This is a genomic window from Planctomycetia bacterium (genome assembly GCA_034440135.1).
In the GTDB taxonomy this organism is placed as follows: domain Bacteria; phylum Planctomycetota; class Planctomycetia; order Pirellulales; family JALHLM01; genus JALHLM01.
Genome location: JAWXBP010000249.1, coordinates 21918 through 47640 on the forward strand (window position 1 = coordinate 21918; position 25723 = coordinate 47640).

At 61.7% G+C, this 25723-nt stretch carries 24 protein-coding genes; 11 read left to right on the forward strand and 13 right to left on the reverse strand.

From position 1 onward, the window contains the following. The first annotated feature begins 6 nt into the window (after positions 1 to 6). Positions 7 to 1377 carry a hypothetical protein gene (locus tag SGJ19_15225; GenBank protein ID MDZ4781601.1) on the forward strand — a complete coding sequence of 457 codons (1371 nt, stop codon included), beginning with the start codon at positions 7 to 9 and terminating at the stop codon, positions 1375 to 1377. Positions 1378 to 1772: 395 nt separating this feature from the next. Next, positions 1773 to 2321 (forward strand): inorganic diphosphatase, encoded by a 549-nt coding sequence (locus SGJ19_15230; protein MDZ4781602.1) that lies wholly within the window; start codon positions 1773 to 1775, stop codon positions 2319 to 2321. A 47-nt stretch (positions 2322 to 2368) separates the two neighbouring features. On the opposite strand, the gene SGJ19_15235 is transcribed toward SGJ19_15230, so the two are convergent. Further along, positions 2369 to 3262, reverse strand: coding sequence for a PDZ domain-containing protein (locus SGJ19_15235; GenBank protein ID MDZ4781603.1), 894 nt, complete (start codon positions 3260 to 3262; stop codon positions 2369 to 2371). 154 nt (positions 3263 to 3416) lie between these two features. Further along, positions 3417 to 3614, reverse strand: a complete 198-nt coding sequence (locus SGJ19_15240; GenBank protein ID MDZ4781604.1) for a hypothetical protein — start codon at positions 3612 to 3614, stop codon at positions 3417 to 3419. 491 nt (positions 3615 to 4105) lie between these two features. Here SGJ19_15240 and SGJ19_15245 point away from each other — a divergent pair, with 491 nt between their 5' ends. From SGJ19_15245 to SGJ19_15260, 4 genes are all read left to right on the forward strand, one after another. Then, on the forward strand, positions 4106 to 4333 hold the full coding sequence (locus SGJ19_15245; protein MDZ4781605.1) for a transposase: 228 nt from the start codon (positions 4106 to 4108) through the stop codon (positions 4331 to 4333). Next, a complete protein-coding gene (locus tag SGJ19_15250; GenBank protein MDZ4781606.1) occupies positions 4297 to 4833 on the forward strand; it encodes a hypothetical protein in 537 nt (178 codons plus the stop codon). Before SGJ19_15245 ends, SGJ19_15250 begins: the two co-directional genes overlap by 37 nt. Positions 4834 to 4849: 16 nt before the next feature. Then, the gene (locus SGJ19_15255) at positions 4850 to 5548 is read left to right on the forward strand and encodes a pirin family protein (GenBank protein MDZ4781607.1); all 699 of its coding nucleotides are present in this window, start codon (positions 4850 to 4852) and stop codon (positions 5546 to 5548) included. A 249-nt stretch (positions 5549 to 5797) separates the two neighbouring features. Continuing rightward, positions 5798 to 6943: an anthrax toxin-like adenylyl cyclase domain-containing protein gene (locus SGJ19_15260; GenBank protein ID MDZ4781608.1), complete on the forward strand. Its 1146-nt coding sequence runs from the start codon at positions 5798 to 5800 to the stop codon at positions 6941 to 6943. A gap of 151 nt (positions 6944 to 7094) precedes the next feature. Here the strand turns inward: SGJ19_15260 and SGJ19_15265 are convergent, their stop codons facing one another. The 6 genes from SGJ19_15265 to SGJ19_15290 form a co-directional block, all read right to left on the reverse strand. After that, positions 7095 to 7982 (reverse strand): protein-glutamate O-methyltransferase CheR, encoded by an 888-nt coding sequence (locus SGJ19_15265; protein ID MDZ4781609.1) that lies wholly within the window; start codon positions 7980 to 7982, stop codon positions 7095 to 7097. Further along, on the reverse strand, positions 7979 to 9079 hold the full coding sequence (locus SGJ19_15270; GenBank protein ID MDZ4781610.1) for a chemotaxis response regulator protein-glutamate methylesterase: 1101 nt from the start codon (positions 9077 to 9079) through the stop codon (positions 7979 to 7981). Before SGJ19_15270 ends, SGJ19_15265 begins: the two co-directional genes overlap by 4 nt. A 107-nt stretch (positions 9080 to 9186) precedes the next feature. Continuing rightward, positions 9187 to 11238: a methyl-accepting chemotaxis protein gene (locus SGJ19_15275; GenBank protein ID MDZ4781611.1), complete on the reverse strand. Its 2052-nt coding sequence runs from the start codon at positions 11236 to 11238 to the stop codon at positions 9187 to 9189. A gap of 77 nt (positions 11239 to 11315) precedes the next feature. Next, a complete protein-coding gene (locus SGJ19_15280; GenBank protein MDZ4781612.1) occupies positions 11316 to 11801 on the reverse strand; it encodes a chemotaxis protein CheW in 486 nt (161 codons plus the stop codon). A gap of 36 nt (positions 11802 to 11837) precedes the next feature. Then, on the reverse strand, positions 11838 to 14516 hold the full coding sequence (locus SGJ19_15285) for a hybrid sensor histidine kinase/response regulator (protein ID MDZ4781613.1): 2679 nt from the start codon (positions 14514 to 14516) through the stop codon (positions 11838 to 11840). A gap of 439 nt (positions 14517 to 14955) precedes the next feature. Further along, the gene (locus SGJ19_15290) at positions 14956 to 15723 is read right to left on the reverse strand and encodes a 3-hydroxyacyl-CoA dehydrogenase (GenBank protein MDZ4781614.1); all 768 of its coding nucleotides are present in this window, start codon (positions 15721 to 15723) and stop codon (positions 14956 to 14958) included. 234 nt (positions 15724 to 15957) lie between these two features. On the opposite strand from SGJ19_15290, the gene SGJ19_15295 reads away from it, so the two are divergent. Further along, positions 15958 to 17346, forward strand: a complete 1389-nt coding sequence (locus tag SGJ19_15295) for a serine/threonine-protein kinase (protein ID MDZ4781615.1) — start codon at positions 15958 to 15960, stop codon at positions 17344 to 17346. A 171-nt stretch (positions 17347 to 17517) separates the two neighbouring features. Here the strand turns inward: SGJ19_15295 and msrA are convergent, their stop codons facing one another. Beyond that, positions 17518 to 18111 carry a peptide-methionine (S)-S-oxide reductase MsrA gene (gene msrA / locus SGJ19_15300; protein ID MDZ4781616.1) on the reverse strand — a complete coding sequence of 198 codons (594 nt, stop codon included), beginning with the start codon at positions 18109 to 18111 and terminating at the stop codon, positions 17518 to 17520. Positions 18112 to 18365: 254 nt separating this feature from the next. On the opposite strand from msrA, the gene SGJ19_15305 reads away from it, so the two are divergent. From SGJ19_15305 to SGJ19_15320, 4 genes are all read left to right on the forward strand, one after another. Next, positions 18366 to 19364, forward strand: coding sequence for a beta-RFAP synthase (locus tag SGJ19_15305; GenBank protein ID MDZ4781617.1), 999 nt, complete (start codon positions 18366 to 18368; stop codon positions 19362 to 19364). A gap of 7 nt (positions 19365 to 19371) precedes the next feature. Further along, positions 19372 to 19737 carry a DUF202 domain-containing protein gene (locus SGJ19_15310; GenBank protein ID MDZ4781618.1) on the forward strand — a complete coding sequence of 122 codons (366 nt, stop codon included), beginning with the start codon at positions 19372 to 19374 and terminating at the stop codon, positions 19735 to 19737. A gap of 98 nt (positions 19738 to 19835) precedes the next feature. Then, complete coding sequence (locus tag SGJ19_15315; protein ID MDZ4781619.1) at positions 19836 to 20993, forward strand: aldose 1-epimerase family protein; 1158 nt, start codon at positions 19836 to 19838, stop codon at positions 20991 to 20993. Between the two features lie 15 nt (positions 20994 to 21008). Continuing rightward, a complete protein-coding gene (locus SGJ19_15320) occupies positions 21009 to 21776 on the forward strand; it encodes a methyltransferase domain-containing protein (protein ID MDZ4781620.1) in 768 nt (255 codons plus the stop codon). A gap of 122 nt (positions 21777 to 21898) precedes the next feature. Here SGJ19_15320 and SGJ19_15325 read toward each other — a convergent pair whose 3' ends face one another. The 4 genes from SGJ19_15325 to SGJ19_15340 form a co-directional block, all read right to left on the reverse strand. Then, a complete protein-coding gene (locus SGJ19_15325) occupies positions 21899 to 22585 on the reverse strand; it encodes a glycerophosphodiester phosphodiesterase (protein ID MDZ4781621.1) in 687 nt (228 codons plus the stop codon). Positions 22586 to 22770: 185 nt separating this feature from the next. Next, positions 22771 to 23568 (reverse strand): SDR family oxidoreductase, encoded by a 798-nt coding sequence (locus SGJ19_15330; protein ID MDZ4781622.1) that lies wholly within the window; start codon positions 23566 to 23568, stop codon positions 22771 to 22773. 67 nt (positions 23569 to 23635) lie between these two features. Then, a complete protein-coding gene (gene gnd / locus SGJ19_15335) occupies positions 23636 to 25078 on the reverse strand; it encodes a decarboxylating NADP(+)-dependent phosphogluconate dehydrogenase (protein MDZ4781623.1) in 1443 nt (480 codons plus the stop codon). 87 nt (positions 25079 to 25165) lie between these two features. Beyond that, a complete protein-coding gene (locus SGJ19_15340; protein ID MDZ4781624.1) occupies positions 25166 to 25702 on the reverse strand; it encodes a transposase in 537 nt (178 codons plus the stop codon). Positions 25703 to 25723: the final 21 nt, after the last annotated feature.

Below are 25723 nucleotides of genomic sequence, written 5' to 3' on the forward strand. Positions count from 1 at the left end.
CAGAGCTTGAGCGACGACGGTTTCCGGGCGCACCTCGTGCGCGCCGTGGGCAGGGGACTGGTCTGCCTGCTGGGCGTTTTTCCGGTTTGCTTTCTGAGTAGTCCCGCGCGCGCGCAACAGGCCGCGACGACTCCCGCGTCGTTCGAACCGGCCGACTACAATACTGCGCGGTTCGCCCTGCATACCGATTTGTCCGAGCCGGACGCCAAGGCGTTGCTCAAGCGTTTGGACGTGACACTCAAGTCCGCGGTCCGGTTGTTCGGATTGCCATCGCGACAGCCGATCGAGTCCTTTGTGGTGGAGCGACTCGACCAATGGTCCGCGGAATCCTTCACGCATCCCGCGGCCAGGTTGTTAATCGGCGGCGTCGGCGGCGGGTCCGTCTCCAGCGGCTACGATACGAACATCAATACGCCGCGCAAGGCCACCGTCTTCGCCGCGGCCACCGAAGGCATCCCCGAGCACGAAATCGTTCACGCCTATTGTGTACAAACCTTCGGGCAAACCGGTCCGACCTGGTTCGCGGAAGGCATCGCGGAGATGTTGGCGAACGGCGGCGAAGACCACGCAGCAGTGCGCTGTTCGACCAAGGTCATCGACTACCTACGCGGCGAAACTCCTCGGCCTCTCGACGAGATCGTCGGCGGCGATGAATTCACGGCGCCCTTGGCGGCCTCGCTCATCACCATGGTGGCCCGGCACGATTCCAAAGGTCGGCTCACCGACGTGGTCTCGATGGACCAATGGAAAGACGAGCAAGCGGAAATCGTCGACGCCGCCCGGCTTTCATATCATTGGTGTTGGTCCGCGTGCCATTTTCTTCATCAGCATCCGGCCTACAACGCACGCTTCAAACTGCTGGCGCGCAGTTACGTCGCTGGCCAGGACGTGCAGTTTGATCAGGCCTTCGCGCCGGTCCGCGATCAGCTCGACTTCGAATACCGCTTTTTTATGGAGCGGTTGGCGTCCGGATACCGGGTCGACCTTTGTGCGTGGGACTGGCGAGATCCCTGCCTGCCGAAATCCGGCGCCCGGCGACAAACCGTGAAGATCGGCGCCTGCCGGGGCTATCAGGCGACCGGCGTCAAATTGCACAAGGGAGATTGCGTGGCGTTTGAGGCCAGCGGCGATTGGCAGCTCTCCGCCGAGGGCGCCGCGCTGGACGCCGATGGCGACGGCTTCGGCCAGGGGCAGCTCGAGGGCGTGCTGTTCAACGCGGGAGAGCTCTCCGAACCGTTCGACCTGGGCCGGAGTGGCGAATTTGCCGCTCCCATGGAGGGAAAGCTGTACCTCCGTTGTCGCGACGGCTGGGGCGAATTGGCCGATAATCGCGGCGCCATCCGCGTCAACCTCCGCCCCGCCGACCCGCGCGACTAGCGCAGTCCGCGCAGGAGGATTCACCACGGAGAGCACGGAGCACTCGGAGGTGGGATCTAGTTCTACCTTCGTTCCCCGGACGAGCCGGCCAACCCAATCGAATGGGGATTGGTTCCTCGCCGTACGACTGTTCTCCCGCTCTTTCGTTCCCCTCTCCGTGTCCTCCGTGCTCTCCGTGGTAAATCCTCGGATTTGCGCCCCGTGGATTCCTCGCCGCGCCCCGTCCGCGCTGCTCTTGCGCGCGGCTATGCTTATTGGACGCCATGACGGCGGCATTTCCGAGCGACTCGGTTTTGATGCGACACCCGGTATTTCCTCCATTTCCCCTTGACGCGGCATTCGTGAGCAGCACAACTCCCCGACCCATTTCCCCGGCTATCCCCGCCTCCACCACTATGCACGCCTGGCACGACATCTACATCGACGACAACATGATCGAGAGCAGTTTCCCGGTCGTGATCGAAGTTCCCAAGGGAAGCAAGAACAAGTACGAACTGGACAAGGAAACCGGCTTCCTGCGTCTCGACCGAATCCTCTACAGCGCGATGTACTACCCCGCCGACTACGGGTTCATCCCGCGCACGTTCTGCGACGACGGCGACCCGCTCGACGCGCTCGTGTTGAGCCAAGAAGCCGTGGTGCCATTGACGATGGTAGAAGCCAGGGCGATTGGCCTGATGCGAATGCGCGACGAAAAAGGCATCGACGACAAAATCATCGCCGTCAGCATCCACGACCCGGCGTTCAACAACTACATGAACCACACCGAGCTGCCGGAGCACACGCTCAAGCAGATCAAGCGGTTCTTCGAGGACTACAAGGCCTTGGAAAACAAGCAGGTCGTCGTCGACGACTTCATGGGCCCGGTCGACGCGGCCCGCGTTCTGCGCGAATCCCTCGGCATGTACCGGCAGCTTCGCCGCGGCGAGCTATATCGAAAATAGGCGCAAAGTCGTCGTCGAATCGACGAACTTCGCGCGGAATTCGATTTTCAGTCAGCTGCCTGTTCCCGGCGGAGCGCGCGCATTTCATCCTGAAGTTCTTGCACCATTCGTTCCAAGCGGTAGATGCGGTCTCCCAGTTGGATCATTCGCGCATCCGCCAGATCTTGCGAAGTCGGGACGCGCTGAGTTTCGTACGTGGCCGGCGCCGTGTCCTCCGCTTCGGAGGCGCGCCCTGCGGAATCTTCAAACCGGCCGATGGCGGTATTCACCGGCACACTGGCGCCGTTCCGGTAAACTAATAGTTCCGCCGACGAGTTGGGAATCAAATTGCTGATGCGGTCCATCATGTCGCGATAGTCGACCACATTCTCGCCGTTGATTGCGAGCACGACGTCTCCGGCGCGAACTCCAGCACGCGACGCCGGACTGGACGGCGCTACTCGCGAGATCAGCGCCCCGCGTTCGGCGAAGTCGCGCGACAATGCCACGCCGATCCACGATCGATTCGGATCGGCCGCACGCGGCGCAATCGGCGCTGTACGCGGATAGAGCAGCGAGATCGTTTGCGGCTGGCCGTTGCGTTCCACGATGATCTCGATCGTTCGGCCTTCGAAACCCGATGCCGATGCGCGAAATTCATCCGCGTTCGCAACATTACGGCCGTCGATCGTCACAATGCGATCGTCGGCACGTAGCCCCGCTTGATCCGCCACGCCACCTGGCGTCACCGAGCCGATCGCGACAGCGCCTCCGTCGTAACGCAAATCAAACCCCGCATCGAATCCAGTCGGAACGGCAACGGTCGCAGGCGCCAGTGCGGGAGGCAAATTAGCGGCCGTCGGAGCCGGCGGCGGCAATTCCGCGTCGGGCGCCTGGGCTGAAACTCGCGTTTCGAACAACAGGATCGCCATGCCGGCGATCACGAGCATTTTGCGTGTCATCGGGAACCTCGGGAGTCGAAGAAGTTGCGTCAGTGTGAGTTGCAATCGGCGTGCCGCTACGGAGTTCGGGCGCTACGCGCGCTCCGTGGGGCGCGCGCCACACCGGTAAGGAAAGACTCGCGTGCGCCATTCCTGCCTGGTCAGCTCCGCGATCTCAGATCATGCCCAACGTCAGCATCTCTTGGCGCGTCAACCAGCCGTGCTCAAGCGTCGTCCAAGCATCCAGGGATGCACGCAGCAATGGACCAACAATCCTTAGATCGAGTGCGTAGCAGAATAGCTCGTCCAACCCGATCACCGCCTGCTGCTGCATGGCACGTCCAATGGAGCGAAGCGCCTCGGCCGCAAGCATTTTTGCCGTCCCTCCTGTGCCACGAGCGAGTGAGAATCAAGCAGTGGTCGATCTCAATTCTTTCCCACTGCGCTCGAATCGACCACGATTGGTTCGAAGCTGAGAGGAGGCCGAAAGGCGGGCGTGCCAGTACCGCTGTGCACGACAGACGGGAGCTCGCGTTGAGACACAGCGAGTGAATCTTCAGCGGCCTGGCACGCCCATGAATTCCGCGCACGAAATCAAGTTGCACATTCATCGAGGCACATGCCCGTGCCTTGCATTGTGGTGCAAAAGCTGCGCCGCAATGGCCTACCCGATCAATAGCAGGCTGCTGAAAAACCTCGAAAGCGAGGCGTTTGTTCTCTTTTTGCGAGCTGGTTTTTGCTTGGGCCGGGCGGGTTGCTGGCAGGATCGCGGTGGCCAGTGGCGCTGTTCGCCCTGCGGGCGCCCCCCCAGGACTTTCGGACCGTGGCGTGGAGCGGACAATGCTCTCTACAGGAGGTCCGACGATGGGTACTACGAAGCTGGATGTGAAGGCAGCGGTTGCGACTCTGCCGCGGTATAGCGAGGCGTTCAAGCGGGATGCCGTGCGGTTGGTGACCGAGGAGGGTTGCAAGTTCGCGGCCGCCGCCCAGGCGGTGGACGTGAGCGATCCGACGCTGCGGTTGTGGCGCAAAAAGCTCGGTTCAAGGAACGGGGCATGGCGCCGGGCTCGAAACTTTCCACCGCGAACCTGAACAATGATCTTCGGATGCTCAAACGTGCGCTCCGAACCGCGGAGCGATGGGGCTACATCGACCGCGCGCCGCCCGTCACGTTTGCTCGAATGGATCTGGAACTACCGCGGATCATCGCGCCGGACGACTTCACGCGAATCTACGCGGCGTGCGATGCGGTGACCCTGCCGGCAAAGCTAGGTTGTGAACCGGCGGACTGGTGGCGGGCGCTGCACTTCACCGCTTTCACGACCGGCTGGCGCATCGGCGTGCTATTGTCGATGCGACGCGCTGACGTCGACTTTGAGACGGGCGAAGTCAGCTTGTGCGCAAGCAACACGAAGGGCCGCAAGCCTGCTGGTGCCCCGTCAAGAATAACCCATCGCCCACGGCTCGGAGGGCCTTCCCTGGGCTTAGCGCGCAAAGCGCTGGGCAAAACGCGACGATTTTCGACTACTGAAACCTTGTGCGTCGCGGATTCATCCAAGACTGTGCTAGTAAACCCGTTAGTCGACGCCTAGTAAGGAGGACGGTCCCATGCTCAGCCTGCGCAAGTCTCACGAACGCGGCCACGTCAATCACGGCTGGCTCGATTCGTACCACACCTTCTCGTTCGGCTCGTACCGCGACCCGAAGCACATGCACTTCCGGGCGCTCCGGGTGATGAACGAAGACGTCGTCCAACCGGGCCAGGGATTTGGCACGCATCCGCACGACAACATGGAGATCGTCACCTACGTCCTCTCCGGCGCGCTGGAACATCGTGACTCGATGGGCAACGGCGAAGTTCTCCGCCCGGGCGAATTCCAACGCATGACGGCCGGCACGGGCATCACGCATAGCGAGTTCAACCCGTCCCTGGACGAGCCGGTCCACCTGTACCAGATCTGGCTGTTCCCGGAACGCAAGGGACTCGAACCAAGTTACGAGCAAAGGCGGTTCGATGAAACGGAGCGGCATAACCGGCTGCGCTTAGTTGCCTCGCGTGACGGCGCGGAGGGTTCGTTGCTGATCCACCAGGACGCGCGGATTTACCTGGCGTCGCTGGATGGACACCAGCAACTCCGCCATCCGCTGCACGTGGAACGCCACGCCTGGCTGCAAGTCCTGCGCGGCGAAGTCACGGTTAACGGTGAACCACTCGCGGTTGGCGACGCCGCCGCACTGAGCGAGGAGCGGGAGCTGACGAGCGCAGCGCAGAGCAGCGCGGAAGTCATGCTCTTTGACCTGGCTTGAGGTCGATGCCAAAGGGCCGGGGCGGCCGGCACGAACGTAAACCGTTCGCGCCGAGCCGCCTATTTTTGTTACCGAACGGCCTCGCGAAACATTTCTGTAAGCGCCCCTGGCCGTGGGCGTAATCTCCCTATCTGATCGCGGGCCGTGCTCCACCTCGCCGGTGGACGGCCGCGATCTTGAAATGGTAAACCTTTGGGAGATCTTGCCATGGCAGCCCCGGCCGCAGGTATTTGTCGTTTGGACGGCACAATGACCCCGCTTCCTCCGCAAACCGCTCAACCGAACACCGCCGTAAACGTGGCGACGATGTCGCTCGACGATCGGTTTCGCGAAGTTCTGCGCCGCACCGCGCCGTTGCTGCCCGGAGAAATCCAGGAGGAGTTCGTGGCAATGCTTTCGCCGACGGCCTTGCTAATCATGGCCGGCACGTTGGCGGTCTGGGCCGGATCGCACTACTTCGGCGTCGGTTTTGTCGTCGACGCCTTGATGCTGGCCGGCGGCGCGATATTTCTTGGTTACCAGGTAATCTCCGCCGGCATGGATTTCTGCAACGCCATTTCGCTGACGGCCAGCGCGAAAACCAGTCAGGACCTCGACGCGGCAGCGGCGTTGCTCGCAAATTTCGTGGCCACGGTCGGAGTGGCCGCGTTCAGTTTCGTGGTAATGAAAGGAGCCAAAGCCGCCGCGCCGACCGCTCGGGCGGGAATCGCCGGACTCGCTGCCGCTAAGTACGGCGGTATGACTCCGGCGCATTACCGCATCTTTCAGCAAGTAGCGCGATTGCAGAATCGCATCATCGCGGTGCGGAATACCAACGTTCATTCGACGAAATGGATTGAGCTAGGATACCCCGGCAAGCCAATCGCGATTAAAGCGCATACGAGCCAGACGACCGGCATCGTCACTGCGGCCAACGCCGCTGAAACACAGACGGCGCGAACGTTCAACTACTATGTCGTCGACGCCGATGGCGTTGCCCGGAATGCCAGCGGGCAAGCATTGAAACTGCCTGCCCGTACCGATTGGCCGCTGGAACCGGGTCAAATCATCGACGGCAAATCGATGAAGCCGCTCGTCGGAGACTACGATCTGTTAGGCGTGATCGATCCCACAGCCCGCGGCCGCAATATCGTGCTGGCAACCGATCGCGGCAGGACGTTGCTGAACTGGAGCGGTCCGGAAAACGAGCGCGTCGCCAACGCTGTGAATCAACTGATGGACCAGCCCCGCGTATTGCACGGCGCTCACGACGGTTTCGCCGATGTCGGTTCCGCCGGACCTTCGACGGTCTTCTTTCCCGACGGGTTTGTGCTCGATCTGCCGACTCCGGAAGCAGTCACGCAGTTCTACCGCTCGATCGGGCGGCAACCGATCATCAAGCCGAAAGCGCCGTGAGTCCGCATGCGGGGTCGCCGACACTAGCCCGACGCGCAAGCGAGGGGGAGCGGACGTCGGCAATGAGTACGGCCAATACTCTCAGCCTACGTCAACTCCCCCTCGCTTGCGCGTCGGGCTAGTGAACATTCATCGTTGGTTATGGCGGCCGCTAGCGGCGCACCGGCGTGGACGCAGCGGTGCTGGCACGGGCCGGGTCGCCGAGCGCCGGCAAATTCGGGCGATAGTACATCCCGCGGCAATGATGGTGCGGCGTGTACTGCGGTCCCATGTCGGCCAACGATTCCGCGCACCCTACGAACAAGTATCCGTCGCGAGTCATCGTCTGGGCAATCTTCTGGAACACGTTGCGGCGGCCTTCGGGCGTGAAGTAGATCGCCACATTGCGGCAGAAAACAACGTCGAACGGTCCCAAGCCCATCAAGGGCTGCATCAGGTTCAGGTTCTGAAACGAGACGAGCGCCCGAACTTCGTCGCGGACTTTCCAACTGGCGTTGTGGCGCACGAGGAATCGATCCAGGTATTGGGGCTTCATACCACGTTCGACTTCGAAGGCCGAGTAAGTGCCCATGCTGGCTTGTTCGATAGCGGCGTCGCAGATGTCGGTGGCGTGGATGCTGATGTCCCACGCGTGGATATCGGGAATTAGCTCATGCAGCGTCATCGCGATGCTGTAAGGTTCCTGCCCGGTGCTGCACGCGGCCGACCAGATCCGCAATCTTCGCGGGAACGCGGTCTTGGACTTGGCGTCGATCAACTCCGGAATCGCCTTGTGGCGCAAGGCTTCGAACGGAGACTCGTCGCGAAAGAACAGCGTCTCATTCGTCGTGATGGCGTCGACAATTTGCTTGAGCAATTGTTGGTCGTATCCGACGCGGGCTTTCTGGACCAGTTCGGTATACGAACCGAGGCCATGGTGCTGCGCGATCGGCGCGAGCCGGCTTTCGATCAGATAGCCTTTGCTCTCATCGAGCAAGATGCCGCACAGGTCCATCACGAGACCGGCGACGGACGCGACTTCCGCAGACGCGAGTTTCATGGCGATGTTCTCCGCCCCACTCGGGCAACTATATGGGACGCGATTTCTTCCAAAGGTAGAACTTCGTCGGCCAAGCCTTCGGCGACCGCCACGGCGGGCATGCCGAAGACGACGCAGGTTTCTTTGTTTTGAGCAATCACGGCGGCGCCCTTGCGCTTCAGCAGTCGGATGCCAAGCGTGCCGTCCGTGCCCATGCCGGTCATGATGACTGCCAGTGCTGACTGCGGGCACAACTGCGAGACCGAGCGAAACAGGTAGTCGACCGACGGTCGGCAGGCACATTCCGGTGGATCGTCCGTGAGACGGACCAGGTATTGATTGTCTTCCTGTACGATTTTCATCTGGCGACCGCCCGGGGCGATGAGCGCCATGCCGGGGCGGATGGGCTGCCCGTCCGTGGCTTCTTCGACTTGCAGGGCGCAACGCTTGTTCAAGTCGTCGGCGAGAGACTTGGTGAACATCGGCGGCATATGCTGGACGATCAACACCGGCGCCGCGAGATCGCCGGGCAGCTTTGGCAACAAACGATTGAGGGCTTCGGGGCCGCCGGTCGAGACGCCGATCGCCACCATCGTCGCAGCGCCTGGCCGTACCGGCTCATGGCGAATGACGCTCGCGGGAGCGCGGCGCTCGGCCACTGGTGCGGATGGTCGGCGCTTACCTCGCTTGGTAATCAGCGCTTCCACGCGCGGCGAAAGCTTCTCGCGCAGTTGCACCAGGTTGTCTTGCGGCGACGCGCCGGAGGGTTTCAACACAAAGTCAAAGGCGCCGAGCGCCAAGGCCTCGGTTGTGCGCGCGGCGCTGGAGGAGTTCGCAGCGCTGAGCATAATCACCGACGTCGTCAGGCCGCGCTGCTTGATCTCTTGCAGCACCTGCACGCCGTTGAGTTCCGGCATCTCGACGTCGAGCGTGATGAAGTCGGGATGCAGCTCGATGATTTTTTCGAGCGCAATCCGCCCGTTGACCGCCGTGCCGACGACTTCCACGCCGGGAATTTCCTGCAATACATCGCTGACGATGCGCCGGTAGATGACGGTGTCATCCACCACCAGGGCCCGAACGGGAGAGCTGTCAATGTTGTCCGTCACGGTTGACATGCGAGCTAATCGAGGGAGATGCGTTGTCCATCTAGAGAAAACCGGTCCCGGGGACACATGCCCCGGGACCGGCTCTTACGATCACGTTCGAACGATCGAGTTCTGAGTTAGACGCGGAACTCGACGACCAGGCCTTGCAACGTCTCGGCAAGTTGCGAGAGCTGCGTGCCCGACGACTTGGTCTGCGAAGCCCCGGCCGCCGTGCTCTTGGCGGCCTGGTCGACGCCGATAATCGTCTTGGTGATTTCCTGGCAGGCCGAGGCAGACTCGGTCACGCCGCGCGAGACGCTCGATGCGGCTTGCGAAGTCTGCACGATGTTGCGGGAAATCTCTTGCGTCGCCGTGCTCTGCTGGTCGACCATTTGAGCGATCGACTTGGCCACGTCGTTGACATTCTTGATCGCCGCGCCGATCTCGGCGATCGCCTTGACCGTGTCGGTGGTCGAGCCTTGCATGCCTTGGATCCGCTGACGGATGCTGTCCGTCGCGGCCGCGGATTGCTTGGCCAACTCCTTGACTTCGGTGGCGACGACCGCGAAACCCTTGCCAGCTTCACCGGCGCGGGCCGCTTCGATCGTGGCGTTCAGGGCGAGCAGGTTCGTCTGATCGGCGATGTCCTGAATCACGTCGATGACCTTGCCGATCTCATCGGCGGCCACGCCGAGCTGCCGGACCTTGTCGTTGCTGATCGTGGCCAACTCCGCGGCCTGGCTAGCGACGCCCGAGGACGACTCCGCACTGCGGGCGATTTCCGACACGCTGGCCGTGAGTTCCTCGACCGCGGCGGCAACCGTCTTGATGTTGCTGGACATCTCTTCGGTGCTGGCGGCCATGGTCCGCATGTTGGTGGACATCTCTTCGGCGGCCGCGGCAACCGTGGCCGATTGCTGCGTCGTGCCTTCGGCGCTTTGCGCCATTTGCGTGGCGGTGCTAGTCAACTCTTCTGAGGAGCTAGCCAGTTCACGCGAGCTGCCGACGATCTTGCGGACCACATCCTGCAAGCTCGAAGACAGTTTGTTCACGCAGTCGCCCACGCGGCCGATCTCGTCGTTGCTTTGGACTTCGACGCGCTTGGTCAGGTCGCCAGCGGCGATCAGTTCCAACGTGTTGGCCGTGGCGACGAGCGGACGAGCGAACGACCGGGCCACGAAGAAGCCGATCGCGGCGATGGCCAACGCCATTCCACCGGTAAGTGCAGCGACAAAGTACGCCAATTGTGAGGCGGCCGCAAAGGCTTCCGCCGTGTCTTGACGAACGAGCACGCCCCAGCCATAGCCCTTGAAGCCGAGGGCGCCCTTCGACCCGGCGAAGCCGTTGATTTGTTCCGTGCCGGTGCGCTTGTTGTTTTCGATCGTCACGCCGCTCTTGCCGGCGGCTGCATCGATGGCGCATTGAAGTTTGGCGTCCACCAAGTTGAACGTCAGTACCGCTGCGGGATCAGGGTCTTCCAGCAGGAACCCCTGCTTGTTGATCAAATTCACGACGCTGGTCGTGGCGCCACGGTCCTTGAGACGCTGGCGGAGGCCGGTCATGATTTCGCAGCCGGTCCGCTCCCAGTTCGCGTAGTTGGCCCAGACGCGGGTGACCTTGCCGTCCGCGTCGACGATCGGCGCGGCGAAGACGAGCGACAGCCCCCGTGTCTTGGTTGCATCAGCAAGGCGCTTATCCGCCGTAACGTCCCCGAAGTACGACTGTCCGAGCGGCACCGTGCCCGAGGTAACGGACTCGAACCACGCCTCGCCCTTGACGCTCGTGCCAATCAACGCGTCCGTGAGGAACGGCGCGCCTTGGGAATTGACGGTGTTGGCCGCGATGATTTGACCATTCGCGTCGGCAATGACCATCAGGTCATAGATGCCATACGTACGCGTGTAGAAGTTCGCGGCACGTTTCAACAGTTCCGCGTCCCCCTTGGCATCGGGGTTCGCGGCGAAGGCCTGTACGTCGCCGTAGCGTTCGAAAAAGAGCCGGTCGAGCTTATCAATCGTCTCTTCAGCCACGGATTGAACGCGGCCACCCGCCTCGACGCGCAGCGCGTCACGTGAGCGATTGTACGAGACAGTCGCCACAATCGCCGCGGGGATCACGCCGATCGCCACGAACAGAAACATGAGTTTCGTGCGGACGCTCTTGAACTTCAGAATACTCAAACGGGACATTCTTCATCTCCTTCGCGACTCGTGAAAACGACGCCGGTTGCTTGACCGCGGGCGACGTGGGCACACACGCCGCGCGACTAGGATTCGTTGCAGATACTGGCCAACGTGACGTTCACGTCGAGGATCACCAGCAATCCGAGTTCCAGCTTGTAGACCGCCTTGAAGAACCGTTGATCGATGCCCCGCAAGTTCTCAGGCATCGGATCGAGATCATCCGTGTTCGCTCGCACCACGTCGGCGACGCGATCGACCAGCAGGCCGATCTGTTCGCCGCCGTTCTTGACAATGACATTTCGATTGCTGCGGGTGAGGGCTGATTTCGGCAGCCCGAGCACTTCCCGCAGATCCACCACCAGCACGACTTCGCCACGGAGATTGATCACGCCGCGGACGGCCTGGGGCGCGTGCGGCACCGGCGTCATGTCGACGTTGCGATTGATTTCCTGAACCTGGTGAATGTCAATTCCCAGCAGCAGGTCGCCGAGATAAAACGTGATAAATTCTTGTTCGCCGGCCGTGGCGGCGACGCGGTTGGCCGTGGGCGCTTGCATCAGGGCGGTCATGAGTTTAATCCTCGCCTGTGGAGGGGAGTCAGGTGTTTATACGGAGAGCAATTCGGCGCGACGGTTGGGGAGCAATCGCCGCACGGCGGTCAGCAATTTGTCGCGGTCCATCTTGACCTGGTAATCGTCGATGCCGACTTCACGCCCGTGGGCCACGTCGTCTTCTCCCGCGAGCGAAGTCAACGCGATGACCGGCAATCCATCGAAGCGGGCGTCCGTTTTGATGCGACGGCACAGCTCGAAGCCGTTCATCCGCGGCATCTCGATATCGGTCACGACAAGGTCGACCTGGCGCTTGGGGTCCTGCAACGCTTCCCAGGCCGCCTGGCCGTCTTCGAAGGCGACCACGTCATGCCCCAGCGTTTCCAGGAAGTGCGAGACTTGCGTGCGGAAGAAGTTGGAGTCCTCCACCAGCATGATCCGCAATTCGCGAACGTCCTCGAGTCCTTCTTCCTCGGCCGGAACCGTGAGTTGCGGACAGCCTTTCGAGGCCAGCTCATGGACGTCGAGCAAACGGACCGTACGACGATCGACGACCAAGGAACCAATCACACCCGGCTCGCGGAGCGTGCGGAAATCGACGTTCGTCGACAGTTGGCGAATCTCCACGAGCTTCGGCACAATCAGCCCGATCTCGCGGCCGCCAGCTTCGAAGACCACCACGTAGAGCCAGGCTTGGTCCGGGCGCGGCTCGGCGCGGATCAAATCGTCGAGCGCCAACAGCGTGAGCGTTTCCTTCTCGTATTCCAGCAGGCGCTGCCCGCCGACCTCGTGTACTTGCTCCTTCTGCACTCTTTCCAGTCGCTTGATGACTGCCATCGGGATGGCAAAGTATTCTTCCGGCCCGTTGGTCAGCATGAGCGCGGCTTGCGTCTCCTCCGCTCCGCTGCCAGAGGCGTCCTCGTCTTGCTCGGCTTGGGAGTCGGAACGCTGCAACTCGGCGTAGGCGGCGATGCCGTTGGCGTCCAGGATAAACGCCACGCGGCCGTCGCCGAGAATCGTGGCGCCGGCTAGGCAGATGGAGCCCTTCAAATGTCGTCCCAATGGCTTGACGACGATTTCTTCCGAATCTTGCAAGCCATCGACAATCAGCCCGTAACGCACCGCGCCGGCGTCGACGACGATGATATCGAGATTGCGCGGCGTCCGGCTCTCGTCCAGATCCATGCGTGCCTGACGTTGTTCCGCGTTGGCGAGAATCTTGCCCAGGCGGACCAGCGGCAGGAGCCGTCCACGCAGCTTGAGCACTTCCGAGCCGTTGATCGTGGAAATCCGCTTGTCGGCCTCGTTGGCGCTGACCCGGACGAGTTCCACGATGGACGCTTGCGAAATCGCAAAGGGAGCGTTGCCGCTATGCACAATCAGCGACGGGATAATCGCCAGCGTCAGCGGCAGCTTGACGAGAATCGTCGTGCCGCGACCCAACTCGGACACGACTTCGACCGTGCCGCCGAGTTTCGTAATGTTCGATTTAACGACGTCCATGCCGACGCCGCGTCCGCTGACGTCGGTGATCGTCTCAGCAGTCGAGAAGCCGGGATGGAAAATCAGATTCACTGCGTCTTCGTCCGAGAGGGCCGCCGCTAGTTCGGCAGTGAGGATGCCTTTCGAGACCGCCTTGCTGCGCAACCTGATCGGGTCAATGCCGGCGCCGTCATCGCGTACGACGATCAGTACGCGACCGGCCTGATGCGAAGCTTCCAAGGCAATCGCGCCGATCGGCTTCTTGCCCTTCCGCGAACGGACGTCCGGCAATTCGACGCCGTGGTCGAGCGAGTTCCGCACCAAGTGCACGAGCGGGTCGCCGATGGCCTCGATGATGGACTTGTCGACCTCGACGTCCTTGCCGGAAATGTTCAGATCGCATTGCTTGCCGAGCTTGGCGCTTAGGTCGCGGACCAATCGCGGGAAGCGGCTAAACACGTTGGCGAGCGGCTGCATGCGGGTTTGCATGACCGCTTCCTGAAGTTCGCTGGTGACCTGATCGAGACGCGAAGAAATGGTCTCGACTTCCGGGCGCCCGAGCGAATTCACGGCCTGGAGCAACTGATTGCGGCTAAGCACCAGCTCACCGGCGAGATTCATCAACCGGTCCAACAAACCAACGCTGACGCGAATATTCGCGTCAGCCGCCGGCGTCGCTTCAGACGATGCCGCAGGCGCCGGGGCGCTATTGTTGGCTGTCGCACTCACCGGAGTTTCGACGTGTTCGATAATCGGCGTCGGCGTCGGCGCGAGGGGAGGCGCGACAATCTCGACGGTTTCAATAGGAGGCGTCGGCGTCGGTTTGGCGAAGGTATTGGGATCAAACGGCTCGGGCACGTGATTCGAGTTCATATTCGCTACTCCATCGAGAGCGGAGACCAAGGCGCTCACATCGGCGCCGTTGCTGTTGGCGAGGTCATTGATCAGTGACTTCAGTTGGTCGCACGACCTGAGCAGCACGTCGACTGTCTCCGCCGTTGGCGTCAAGGCGCGATTTCGCACCAGATCCATGACGTTTTCCAGCGAGTGCGCCAGCTTGGCCACGGTGTCGAAACCGAGAAACCCGGCCGCGCCTTTGATCGAATGTACGGCGCGAAACAGCGCGTTCACGGTTTCGATATTCGAGTTGGCGCCGCCAGCTTCGATCTCCAACAGTTGCGATTCCACATGAGCGAGATGCTCATTCGACTCCGTTACGAAGTCTTGAATGATCGATTCGTCTTGGAACATAGCAATTCCGCGGGGAAGAATGCGCTAGGAATGGGGGCGTCGTAGGCCAGGATCGCAGCGTCGCTGGTGGATCAATCGTGGCAACACGGGCGCAGAGCGAATGCCAAAACAAATCGCTCGAACCCCGTCGGCTGCCGTTACTTGCAGTGAGCAACGCTAAGTCAGAAAAACTAGCCTGATGGAGGGGAAACGACCAATTTGTGGTTCCGCGCAATTTTCGCCCACTCGCGTAGGTGAAACCCCCGATCCAGCGACCTTCCCAAGCGCCAAGATGGCATTGCGACCGGAAAACCTGATGCAAGCAAATCTGGAAGCCGCGGCGTAGAGATTGGCTTTGAGGGCTGCGCCATTGAAAAGACGTCCGCCCGGGAGACGAACGAGCACGTTCGCAATTAAGCTCAAAGCGTACTTATTGGCTCGTGCGATGGCGCGTGCTTACTTACTTCGCCCCCATCCGCAGCGCACCATCAAGGCGAATGACCGTGCCATTGAGCATGGTGTTGCCGAGGATGTGTTCGACGAGCGCGGCATATTCGTCAGGGCGGCCCAAGCGCGGCGGGAAAGGAACTTGAGCGGCGAGGGAGTTGCGAACTTCTTCACTCATGCCCGCCATCATCGCGGTGTCGAAGATGCCGGGGGCGATCGCCACGCAGCGGATGCCATGTCGTGCCAGTTCGCGCGCGATCGGCAACGTCATCGAGGCCACCGCGCCCTTCGAAGCGGAATACGCGGCCTGGCCGATCTGCCCGTCGAAGGCGGCGACCGAAGCCGTGGTGATTAACACGCCGCGTTCGCCTGTTTCGTTCGGTTCCTGGGTAACCATCTGCGCCGCGGCCAGGCGCAACGTGTTGAACGTCCCAATCACGTTCACCGCCAATACGCGAGCGAAGCTATCCAATCGATGCGGGCCTTGCTTGCCGACGACGCGCTCGCCGATCGCGATTCCGGCGCAACAAACTGCTCCGTGCAACCCGCCACCCTGGCTAACCGTGGCTTGAACGGCGGCGCTGACGTCGTCCTCGCGTGTCACGTCGGCGGCGACAAACTGGGCAGCGCCGCCGAGTTTCCTGGCGGCGAGCTCTCCTTGTTCGCGATTGAGATCGGCGATCGTCACAAGTCCGCCGTTACGGACAAGCATTTCCGCACAGGCGAAGCCCAGGCCCGAGGCGCCGCCGGTGACGAGGAAGCTGTGATCGGAAAGGAACATTGGCAGTACCTGGTTCAACTGGGCTGGGCGAAATATGGGCGACGAAGCCGCTCTCCGCAGCAACGGCTTTGGGGCGACGCACTGCTGGCGGCGTGATTATAGAGGAATTGGCCGCGGTCCCGCCTGGGCGCGTAGTCGGCGACGGGTAAGCGGATACTTGGCGCGGGATCGTGCGGGGGGGTAAGTTAGGTTGGGCCAAATGTTTTCCAATGGACTTCAGCCACCAGATCGGCAATGGGCGGCGGTTCGAGCACCGTATTCCGAAAGTCTGCGCTGGCGAGCGGACTCCTCACGACCGAGGAGCTCGACGCCGGGGTAGCGGAGCTGTGCGCCAAGCACGGATTGGTCGCCGCCGAGGTGAACGATGAATTGCTGGCCGCCAAGCTGGTTGAGAACGGGCAGGTAAATCGCTGGCAAGCGGGACAGCTCGCCGCCGGTCGATCGAAGTTCAACCTCGGTCCCTACCAGATCGTCGATTCCATCGGCGAAGGGGGTATGGGCCAGGTCTTTAAGGCCGAGCACACCGTGATGGGCCGGATCGTCGCGGTCAAAGTGTTGCCGCGATATAAGTCCACGCCCGAGTCGGAAAAGAGCTTCATGCGCGAGATTCGCAATCAAGCTCAGCTCGATCACCATCACCTGGTCCGCGCATACGATGCTGGCCACGACGGCAATGTGAACTACCTGGTCACCGAATTTGTCCCCGGCATCGATCTGCGGCGCTTCATCCGCCGACACGGACGCCTATCAATGACAGCCGCGGCCTCGGTGATTTCACAGGCCGCGATGGGCTTGGAGCACGCGCATAGTCGCGGCCTGATCCATCGCGACGTCAAACCCGGCAACCTGCTGGTTTCACAAGATGGCGTGGTGAAGGTGTCGGACCTGGGCCTGGCCGGCAGTTTCAATCTGGACGGCGAGGCACAGAACCTCGGAGACAAGATCGTCGGCACGGCGGACTACCTGGCGCCGGAACAAATTACCGCGCCGCAAATGCTCGGACCGCCGACGGACGTTTACAGTCTCGGTTGCACGCTGTACTACGCCGTGACGGGCAAAGTGCCTTTTCCCGGTGGGACTGCTGCCACGAAGGTTCGCGCGCATTGCACCACGGAACCGCTCGATCCCCGGCGATTGAATCCGGAACTCGAGGATGACTTCGTCGACCTGATCGCAGCGATGATGATGAAGCAGCCGCCGGAGCGGGTTCAAACCATGGGCGAGGTGGTGCGCCGCCTCAGCAAATGGGCGGATCCGCAGTCGATCGCCCATGCCGCGGCCGTCGATCATCTCGACGCCATCGCCGTGCAGAGCATTCACCCCAGCGAGCGCCGCCGCACGCCCCCCGTGCTAAGCGATACCGAGCCCAATTTCCTGGTCGAGCCCGGCCAGGAGTCCGGACCGGTCGAATCGCCCAGCCAGGCCAGCGTGAACACCAAGCCGGTGTACGGCCTGCAAGAAGAAACAGTTCCCGACTACGTCAGCCGGTACGATCAAGCCCTGCTGACCGGGCTGAACGTCACCAAGCGGAACGATCACTCCTTCGCACTCGCCGTCATCGTGTTCTTGACAATTCTCGTCGGCTGCGCGGGAATCGCCATTTGGCTCGTAACGCGCGGCTAGCGCTCCGCCAAAATCAGCAGTTCCAGTCATCCAGATTGTTGGGTGGCTGGGGTCGAATGTACTCATTCGCCCCCAGGTTGAGCGCGCTGGGGGCGAGCGAGTACGCTCGACCCCAGCCACTCGCGCGTTTCAGTAGCCCGAGAGCCAGGCATTGATTGTTCGCTCGCGGCGCTACTCGGAATCCTTCTTGATCTTGTCGGCGAAGACCTCGCGCACCTTGTCAACTTTCGGCTTGATTACGAACGCGCAGTAGCCCTGCCGGGGGTTGAGATTGAAGTAGTTGAGGTGGTATTCCTCGGCCGAATAGAACTTCTTGAACTCGGTGATCTCGGTGACGATCGGCGCGCGGAAGGCGCCGGATTCGTCTAGCTTCTTCTTGTATTCTTCGGCGAGTTGCTTCTGTTCGTCATCGTGATAGAAGATCGACGAGCGGTATTGCGTGCCGACGTCGTTGCCTTGGCGGTTTTTGGTCGTCGGATCGTGCGACTTCCAGAACACTTCCAGCAACTCCTTGAACGTAATCACTTCCGGATCGAAGCCGATTTGCACCACTTCGGCGTGACCGGTCGTGCCTGCACAGACCGCTTCGTAAGTCGGCTCGTCGACCTCGCCGCCGCTATAACCGGACGTCACGGTCTGCACGCCTTCCAACTGCTGGAAGACCGCTTCCGTACACCAGAAACAGCCGGAACCGAACGTCGCCAGCGACAGGTTCTCGGCGGACTTTGCCTCTTGGACGGGTTTCGCGGCCGGTTCCTCGCTCATCGCATCCTCTCCTCGAAAAATCAACGCGCCCGCGGCCACCAGAATCGCCATCGCGGCGGTCGCAAATAATCGGTAACGCTTGGGCATGGGCTTCATTCCTCGGTGATATCGCAGTTTTTGGATGCGCGTCCCGAGTAGAGGTTACGGCGGACAGGCGAAATCGGCAAGCTGAACGGGGTTCGCCACCGCCGGAGGGTACATCCGGTCGATCAAGGGTGATATCCTAATGGTCTGTGCCGAACGAGGAGCCCGCATTGCCGTCCGAACAAACCATCGCTGCGACCCAGGTCGAGGTGACGGCCCATAGCCGGCTGCATTTTGGATTGTTCTCGTTCGGACCGCGCGAAGGCCGCTCGCAGTTTGGCGGCGTCGGAGCGATGATCGATCGGCCGCGGCTGCAACTACGGCTGGCTTTGGCCGACGACTGGTCCGCCTCGGGACCGAACAGCGACCGCGCGCTCGCCTTCGCCCAGGAGGCCGTCGCAGGCCTGCAACTGGCGGACGATTTGCGTTGCCGCATCACGGTGCTCGAAGCGCCGGCCGCGCACGTCGGGCTGGGTTCCGGCACGCAACTCGCCTTGGCCGTCGCGAACGGGCTCTGCCGCCTAGTACGTCGACCGATCACGCGACTCGAAGAGTTGGCCACGGTGATGGGACGCGCGCGCCGCTCGTCCGTCGGCATGCACGGGTTCTTCCGCGGCGGGATGATCGTCGACGCCGGCAAGCGCCCGCAAGACGTGGTGTCGCCGCTGTTGGCGCGAATCGACCTGCCGGCGCCGTGGCGATTCGTGCTCCTGTTCTCGCCCAACGAACAGGGCTTGTTCGGCGACGCGGAAGAACAAGCCTTCGCCGAGTTGCCCCCGGTCGATGCGCCCACGGCGACAGGCCTGCGCCACCTGGCCCTCGAAGAACTCATGGCCTCCGCGGCGAACATGCGTTACGCCGAGTTCGGCGAAGCCCTCTACCGCTACGGCCGGCAAGCGGGACTTTGCTACGCGGCCCAACAAGGCGGGCCGTACGCTTCGCCGCGTTTGGAACGCTTGGTCGAAGCCGTGCGAGAACTCGGCGCGCCAGGCGTTACGCAAAGCTCCTGGGGGCCAACACTCTGTGTGGCCATGTCGAGCCAGACGGCCGCGGAGGAGTTCGTGCGGAGATTCGAGGCGCTGCCCGAGGCGCACGGCATGAGCACCTTAATCACGGCCGCAGCCAATCAAGGGGCGCGGGTAAGCGTGTTGTCCGACAGTTCGATGTGAGGACCCGATGCACGACCCTCGCGTCTACTACGCCGCGGAACGCACCTTCCTCGCCTGGATTCGCACCGGCCTGGCGATGATGGGCTTCGGCTTCGTCGTCGCTCGCTTCGGCTTGCTCCTGCGGGAACTGGCGAACGCCGAGCGAGAAGTCTCGTCGACGGGGCTCTCGCTCTGGTTCGGCACGGCGTTAATTCTCGGCGGCGTCGGCGTGCTGGCGTCCGCCGTCTCCCTGTATTGCCGCGACATCGGTCGCATTCGCCGCGGCGAGATCCTCCCGGCGAAGCTGAATCTGCTTGCTGTTGGACTGGGTGTCGGCCTGGCGCTGCTGGGACTGGCAATGGCCGCGTATTTGGCTTGGTGGATGCGGGGCTAGCGAATGCGGCGTCCTGTTTGTGTTGACGACGATTGCCGCGTAACATAGCCGTGCCGTGCTCATCGACCGCAATGTTCTCTTCTCCCACGCCACTTCCCATGGAATCGATCGTCCTCACCGACGTTTGTAAGTGCGTGCATACGCCTGAGCTGCGGCTGGGCGAGGCAGAGTTGCCAGCCAAGGCGCGCGGGTGCCGCGTGGTGAAACACACCATGCATGGCGGGCTGAGCGATGGCGTTGAGACGGTCGAGATCGACAATGGCCGCCTGTCGGTGGTCGTGTTGCCCACGCGCGGCATGGGCATCTGGGCGATGTGGCTGGGCGATCTGCGGATCGGTTGGCATTCGCCGGTGCGCGGGCCGGTGCATCCGAAGTTCGTGCCGCTCGCGGAACCTTCGGGCGTGGGTTGGCTCGACGGCTTCGACGAATTGCTCTGCCGCTGCGGCCTGGTGAGCAACGGCGCGCCGGAGTTCGACGAGCGCGGGCAACTCCGGTACGGCCTTCACGGGCGAATCGCCAATCTGCCGGCGCGCAAGGTGGAGCTGAACATCGCCGAGGACACCGGCGAGATCACGCTGATCGGCATCGTCGAAGAGACGCGGTTTCTGTTCCATCAACTGCGGATGAAAACCACGATCACGCTGGCGCCCGGCGAGAATCGCATGCGCGTCGTCGATGAAGTGACCAACTTCTCCGCGCAGCCGGGAAGTATGGAACTGTTGTATCACATCAACATCGGCCGGCCGCTGCTGGAGCCCGGCGCCACGTTCGTTGCACCAGTTAGGGACATGTCTCCCCGCAACGCGCGAGCGGCGGAAGGGATCGGCAACTGGCAGCGCTACGGCGAACCGACGCCCGGTTTCGTCGAGCAGGTGTATCTCTGCGAGCTCGCCGCGGCCAATGACCAGCGGACCAGCGTGCTGCTCAAAAACGCGACTGGGACGGCGGGTTTCGGGATGCGCTTTCGACGCGATCAACTCCCCTGCTTCACGCTCTGGAAAAACACCGGCGCGGAGAGCGACGGCTATGTCACCGGGCTGGAACCGGGCGTGAATTTCCCGAACCCTCGGTCCTTCGAAGAAAAGCACGGCCGCGTGCGCAAGCTGGCGCCGGGCGAAACGGCGCGATTCGCGCTGGAACTGGCGGGCTACGATACGTCGGACGAGGTCAACGCGGCAGAAAAGGCGGTGCGTGGCGTTGTCGCCGACTTGAATACGACAATCCATGCAGTTCCGGATGCAACTTGGTGCGCATGAGGCAAGGAGCACACTTTGAACCTTCATTTCGTTCAAGCAGCTTGGAATTCGGCAATTCGCTGCGCCTGCGCGGCAGTGCTGCTAGCGCTGGTTGCTACGAATGCAGCGCGTGCCCAGGACGCCGCCGTGGAGGAACTGCCGCCGGCGTTGACCCATTACCAGGGCCGGGAAATCGCGCAGACGATGCACTACCTCGGCGCCGATTGGCTAACTCGCGAATCCCGGCAGCGCGAAGAGGACTGCGACCGAATGTTGGCGGCGCTCAAGCTGCAGCCCGGACAAAACGTCTGCGATTTAGGCTGCGGCAATGGCTTCTACACGCTGCCCATGGCTGCGCTGGTCGGTGAAATGGGGCGCGTGTTCGCCGTCGATATTCAGCAAGAGATGCTGCACCTATTGGATGAGCGAGCCAAAGACGCCGGGCACGCGAACATCGAGCCGGTGCTCGGTTCGCCGATCGATCCGAGATTGCCCGAAGGAAAGCTCGACGTGATTCTGCTCGTCGACGTCTATCACGAGATGTCGCACCCCGAGCAGATGCTCCAGGCGATGCGCCGTGCGCTTCAACCCAAAGGCAGGTTGGTGCTCGTGGAATTCCGTTTGGAAGACCCCGAAGTGCCGATCAAGGTGCTGCACAAGATGAGCAAGGAACAGATCAAGAAAGAGCTCGTGCCACACGGTTTTCGGCTGGTCGAGGAATACGATGACCTGCCGTGGCAACACATGATGTTCTTCGAGCCGGACGCGAAGGAAGGCACGAAGAATCGCGACACCAGCCCGTAGCGCAAGCGAGGGAGAGGGGACGTGGTTTACCGTTTCGAATGAAACTCTCAGTTGCTCCGTTGATGCGCAACTGAGTGTTTCATCCCAAACTGTATGGCAGAATCCTCTCTCCCTCGCTTGCGCTACGGGCTGGTGTTTGAGGCCTTGAGAAGCGCCGTCTTGGCGAGCGCCGGGTCGTCGGTGATGATGCCGTCGACGCCGCAGCGCACCGCATGATCGTGATCGGCTTGCGTGTGCGCGGAGTAGACGAAGTTCTTCGAGTGCATCGCCACCGTTTGTTGCACGAGCTCCGGCGACAGATAGTCGAAGTGCCACACAAACGCCTCGACCGGCTGGCCGTTCGCGTAGCGGCCGAGGCGATCGGTCACCGGATCGATCGGTCGATGCGCGGTGAGCAACCCGCATTCCACGTCGACGGCCTGCCGCACTTCTTGGACGGCGGTGTGCCAGAACGAACTGACGAGAATCTTGTGCGTCGTGCGATAGCGCTTCAGGAGCGGTATCAACGCCGGCAGCACCGCGGGATCCTTGATCTCCAGGTTCCAGAGAATGCCCGGCTGCGCGTCGAGCGCTTGCGTCATCACGGGCGTGTCGTAGCCGGCCAGCTTCGACAACTCGGCGACGGTATGCGCGCCCACCTCGCGTCGATCCGGCGCCAGGCGATCGTGATATAGCACAATCTGCCCATCGGCGCTCCACCGCAAATCGGTTTCAATGCCATCGACGCCCAACTTCACCGCGGCGTCAAATGCGGCCAGCGTGTTTTCCGGCAGATCGCGGTGATAGCCACGGTGGGCAAGGATGAGCATGGGAGGGGAGTTTGAAGTTTTCAGTGTTCAGTGACAGTGAAACCAGCCGACGCGACTGTTCTCACAGTATACCGCACCTCAATCCCCCGTTCGTGCCTTTCGCGCCTTTCGTGGTTTCCACCATTTCGTACACTCTCCCTCCTCCGTCCCCTCTGCGCCTCCGCGTCTCCGCGGTTCAAAACGAATCAGAACCTCATCGCCGTATAGCCGCCGTCGACGAAGTAGTCGGCGCCGGTGATGAAGCTGCCGGCCTTTTTCGAGAGCAGCAGCAGCATCGCGCCAATCAGTTCGTCCGGCTCGCCAAACCGGGCCATCGGGGTGTTGCGCATGATGTTATCCACGCGCTGGACGTCAAGGATGACGCGATTCTGTTCCGCGGGGAAAAATCCGGGACAAAGCGCGTTCACTCGGACATTGAACGGCGCCAATTCCCGAGCGACGTTTTTCGTAAGATTGATGACGGCGGCTTTCGAAGCGCTGTAGGCAAACACGCGCGACAGCGGCGTGTGGGCCGTGGCGCTGCCGATATTGAGAATACTCCCGCCGCCGTGCTCGGCCATGTGCTTGCCGAAGATCTGGCAGCCGTAGTGGACGGCCATCAGGTTCGTTTCAAGCACGCGCTGCCAGTCGTCGTCGGTGGCTTCGAAGTACGTACTGGCCGCGTTCACGCCGGCGCCGTTGATCAACATATCGACGCGGCCAAAACGGGCGAGCGTCGTCGTCAACAATGCTTCGATCGACTCGCGCGACGTAACGTCGATCAATTGAAATTCGACGTCGCCCAGGGCACTCATTTCCTCCGCGCGGCGCACGCCCCGATCCGGCTCGCGGCCGGCGATCATCACCGCCGCGCCGGCTTGCAGAAGTCCTTCCGCAAGCGCGCCGCCGAGCACGCCGGTCCCGCCGATCACGACGGCGACCTGGCCTGTGAGGCCGAACAGGGATTCGAGGTAACTGGCGTACTTGCTCATAGTGCGCGGCATTCATCATCCTGTGAAATCCGCGGCGCGCGGGATGCGCTCCGGGCGCTGACGCTTCCGGTTCCAGGTGCTATTGCGGCGGCTTGCGCAATTGCAACCACTCCGTGTGGAACACGCCGGGCTTGTCCGTGCGTTGATACGTGTGCGCGCCGAAGTAGTCGCGTTGGGCTTGCAGCAGATTCGCTGGCAGGCTGGCCTGGCGGTAACCGTCGTAGTACGTCAACGCCGCGGTGAACGCCGGGACCGGCACGCCGAGCGTCACGGCCGTGCTCACGGCATGGCGCCAGGCGTCTTGCGCCTTGTCGACGGCTTCCAGGAAGTACGGCGCGAGCAGCAGGTTTTCCAGATTGGGATGCGCGTCGAAGGCTTCCTTGATGCGATCCAGGAACCGTGCGCGGATGATGCAACCGCCGCGCCATAAGAGCGCGATGTTGCCGAAGTTGAGCGGCCAGTTGTGTTCCTTTGCCGCGGCCTGGAGTTGGAAATAACCCTGGGCGTAACTGCAAATCTTCGAAGCGAAGAGCGCCTGGCGCACCGCTTCGATAAAGGCCTTGCGATCGCCCGTGTATTTGGCCGACTTCGGGCCCTTCAACACCTTGCTCGCGCGCACGCGGGCGTCTTTGAACGACGACAGGTAGCGGGCATAGACCGCTTCGGTGATCAGCGTCGTCGGCACGCCGAGGTCGAGGGCCAACTGGCTCATCCACTTGCCAGTGCCTTTATTGCCGGCCGAGTCGAGGATCTTGTCGACCAGATGGCCGTCGCCGTCCTGACCCTTCACGCTAAAGATGTCGCGCGTGATTTCAATCAGGTAGCTGTCCAGCTCGCCGCGATTCCACTCGGCGAAGGTCTCGTACAATTCGTCGTTCGAGAGGCCGAGGACGTGTTTCAACAGCGCGTACGACTCGCAGATCAACTGCATGTCGCCATACTCGATGCCGTTGTGGACCATCTTTACGTAGTGCCCCGCGCCGCCGGGACCAACCCACTCGCAGCAGGGAATGTCGTGATTCGGCCCGACCTTGGCGGCGATGGCCTGAAAAATCGGCTTGACGATCGGCCAGGCCTTCTCGCTGCCGCCCGGCATCAGGCTCGGTCCCTTGAGCGCGCCTTCCTCGCCGCCGGAGACGCCGGTGCCGATGAATTGCAGGCCTTTTCCTTCCACGTACGCCGTGCGGCGATCGGTGTCCGAATAGAGCGTGTTGCCGCCGTCGATCAGCACGTCGCCCGGCGACAGCAACGGCGCGAGTTGATCGATCAAGGCGTCGACGGCCGGGCCGGCCTTGACCATCAGCATGATCTTGCGCGGCGTGGCGAGGTTCTTGACCAGTTCCTCGACGGAATGGCACCCGACAAAGCGTTTGCCCTTGGCGCGGCCATGGATGAATTCATCGACCACGCTCGTGGTCCGATTGAACACCGCCACGCTGAACCCGCGGCTCTCCACATTGAGCGCCAAATTCTCGCCCATCACGGCAAGACCGATGAGACCGAAATCGCAATTGGATGACATTTGAATTCTGAAAGGCTTGTGATAGTTGCTGACTGTGGGAGGCGTCTCCGACGCCGATGGAGTTGACGTTGCGATGAAACACAACCGTCATGTTTTGTCAGAATACCATTTTCGATCGAGTATGCCTGCCCATTGCGGATTTGCCGATGAATACGCCCACAACTCGGGACGGTCGACTAGCCCCGCCCGAATTGGATTATTCTCGATGTAGTTGATTCGTTCGATGGCATCATCCACGTCACGGCAACGATGGTCGAAAAAGCCTTCCTGCCACATTTGTCGACACCGCCCATCATTTCTAATGAACCGTGCTGAAGTGAACTTGCTGATACTACCAACGACATCCGATAGAGACTTCTTGCAAAGCAGAACGAAGAGCAAATGGTAGTGGTCTGGCATAACGCAAAACGCAAGTAGCTTCAGCCATTCACTTGTTCTTGCGTATGCCAAACTGTCCACGATCAGTTGGGCATTATGGGCATTCTCAAATAGCTTGTGTCGACCCTCAATAGCCTTTGTCACGAAGTAGGCCGCTGTTGCCTCGGATTGCCGACCGCCCCGCAATAGTTGGCTTTGCGGTTTTGGCTCTTGAACTATCTTGTGATTCGAGGTGTTGTCGTGCATCGACGTCCAATATCGGCGTCG

Bases quoted from the DNA above. Each gene is read 5' to 3' on its own strand.
- SGJ19_15230 (MDZ4781602.1), top strand. From the start codon at position 1,773: ATGCACGCCTGGCACGACATCTACATCGACGACAACATGATCGAGAGC.
- SGJ19_15235 (MDZ4781603.1), bottom strand. From the start codon at position 3,262: ATGACACGCAAAATGCTCGTGATCGCCGGCATGGCGATCCTGTTGTTC.
- SGJ19_15240 (MDZ4781604.1), bottom strand. From the start codon at position 3,614: ATGCTTGCGGCCGAGGCGCTTCGCTCCATTGGACGTGCCATGCAGCAG.
- SGJ19_15245 (MDZ4781605.1), top strand. From the start codon at position 4,106: ATGGGTACTACGAAGCTGGATGTGAAGGCAGCGGTTGCGACTCTGCCG.
- SGJ19_15250 (MDZ4781606.1), top strand. From the start codon at position 4,297: ATGGCGCCGGGCTCGAAACTTTCCACCGCGAACCTGAACAATGATCTT.
- SGJ19_15255 (MDZ4781607.1), top strand. From the start codon at position 4,850: ATGCTCAGCCTGCGCAAGTCTCACGAACGCGGCCACGTCAATCACGGC.
- SGJ19_15260 (MDZ4781608.1), top strand. From the start codon at position 5,798: ATGACCCCGCTTCCTCCGCAAACCGCTCAACCGAACACCGCCGTAAAC.
- SGJ19_15265 (MDZ4781609.1), bottom strand. From the start codon at position 7,982: ATGAAACTCGCGTCTGCGGAAGTCGCGTCCGTCGCCGGTCTCGTGATG.
- SGJ19_15270 (MDZ4781610.1), bottom strand. From the start codon at position 9,079: ATGTCAACCGTGACGGACAACATTGACAGCTCTCCCGTTCGGGCCCTG.
- SGJ19_15275 (MDZ4781611.1), bottom strand. From the start codon at position 11,238: ATGTCCCGTTTGAGTATTCTGAAGTTCAAGAGCGTCCGCACGAAACTC.
- SGJ19_15280 (MDZ4781612.1), bottom strand. From the start codon at position 11,801: ATGACCGCCCTGATGCAAGCGCCCACGGCCAACCGCGTCGCCGCCACG.
- SGJ19_15285 (MDZ4781613.1), bottom strand. From the start codon at position 14,516: ATGTTCCAAGACGAATCGATCATTCAAGACTTCGTAACGGAGTCGAAT.
- SGJ19_15290 (MDZ4781614.1), bottom strand. From the start codon at position 15,723: ATGTTCCTTTCCGATCACAGCTTCCTCGTCACCGGCGGCGCCTCGGGC.
- SGJ19_15295 (MDZ4781615.1), top strand. From the start codon at position 15,958: ATGGGCGGCGGTTCGAGCACCGTATTCCGAAAGTCTGCGCTGGCGAGC.
- msrA (MDZ4781616.1), bottom strand. From the start codon at position 18,111: ATGAGCGAGGAACCGGCCGCGAAACCCGTCCAAGAGGCAAAGTCCGCC.
- SGJ19_15310 (MDZ4781618.1), top strand. From the start codon at position 19,372: ATGCACGACCCTCGCGTCTACTACGCCGCGGAACGCACCTTCCTCGCC.
- SGJ19_15315 (MDZ4781619.1), top strand. From the start codon at position 19,836: ATGGAATCGATCGTCCTCACCGACGTTTGTAAGTGCGTGCATACGCCT.
- SGJ19_15325 (MDZ4781621.1), bottom strand. From the start codon at position 22,585: ATGCTCATCCTTGCCCACCGTGGCTATCACCGCGATCTGCCGGAAAAC.
- SGJ19_15330 (MDZ4781622.1), bottom strand. From the start codon at position 23,568: ATGCCGCGCACTATGAGCAAGTACGCCAGTTACCTCGAATCCCTGTTC.
- gnd (MDZ4781623.1), bottom strand. From the start codon at position 25,078: ATGTCATCCAATTGCGATTTCGGTCTCATCGGTCTTGCCGTGATGGGC.
- SGJ19_15340 (MDZ4781624.1), bottom strand. From the start codon at position 25,702: ATGCACGACAACACCTCGAATCACAAGATAGTTCAAGAGCCAAAACCG.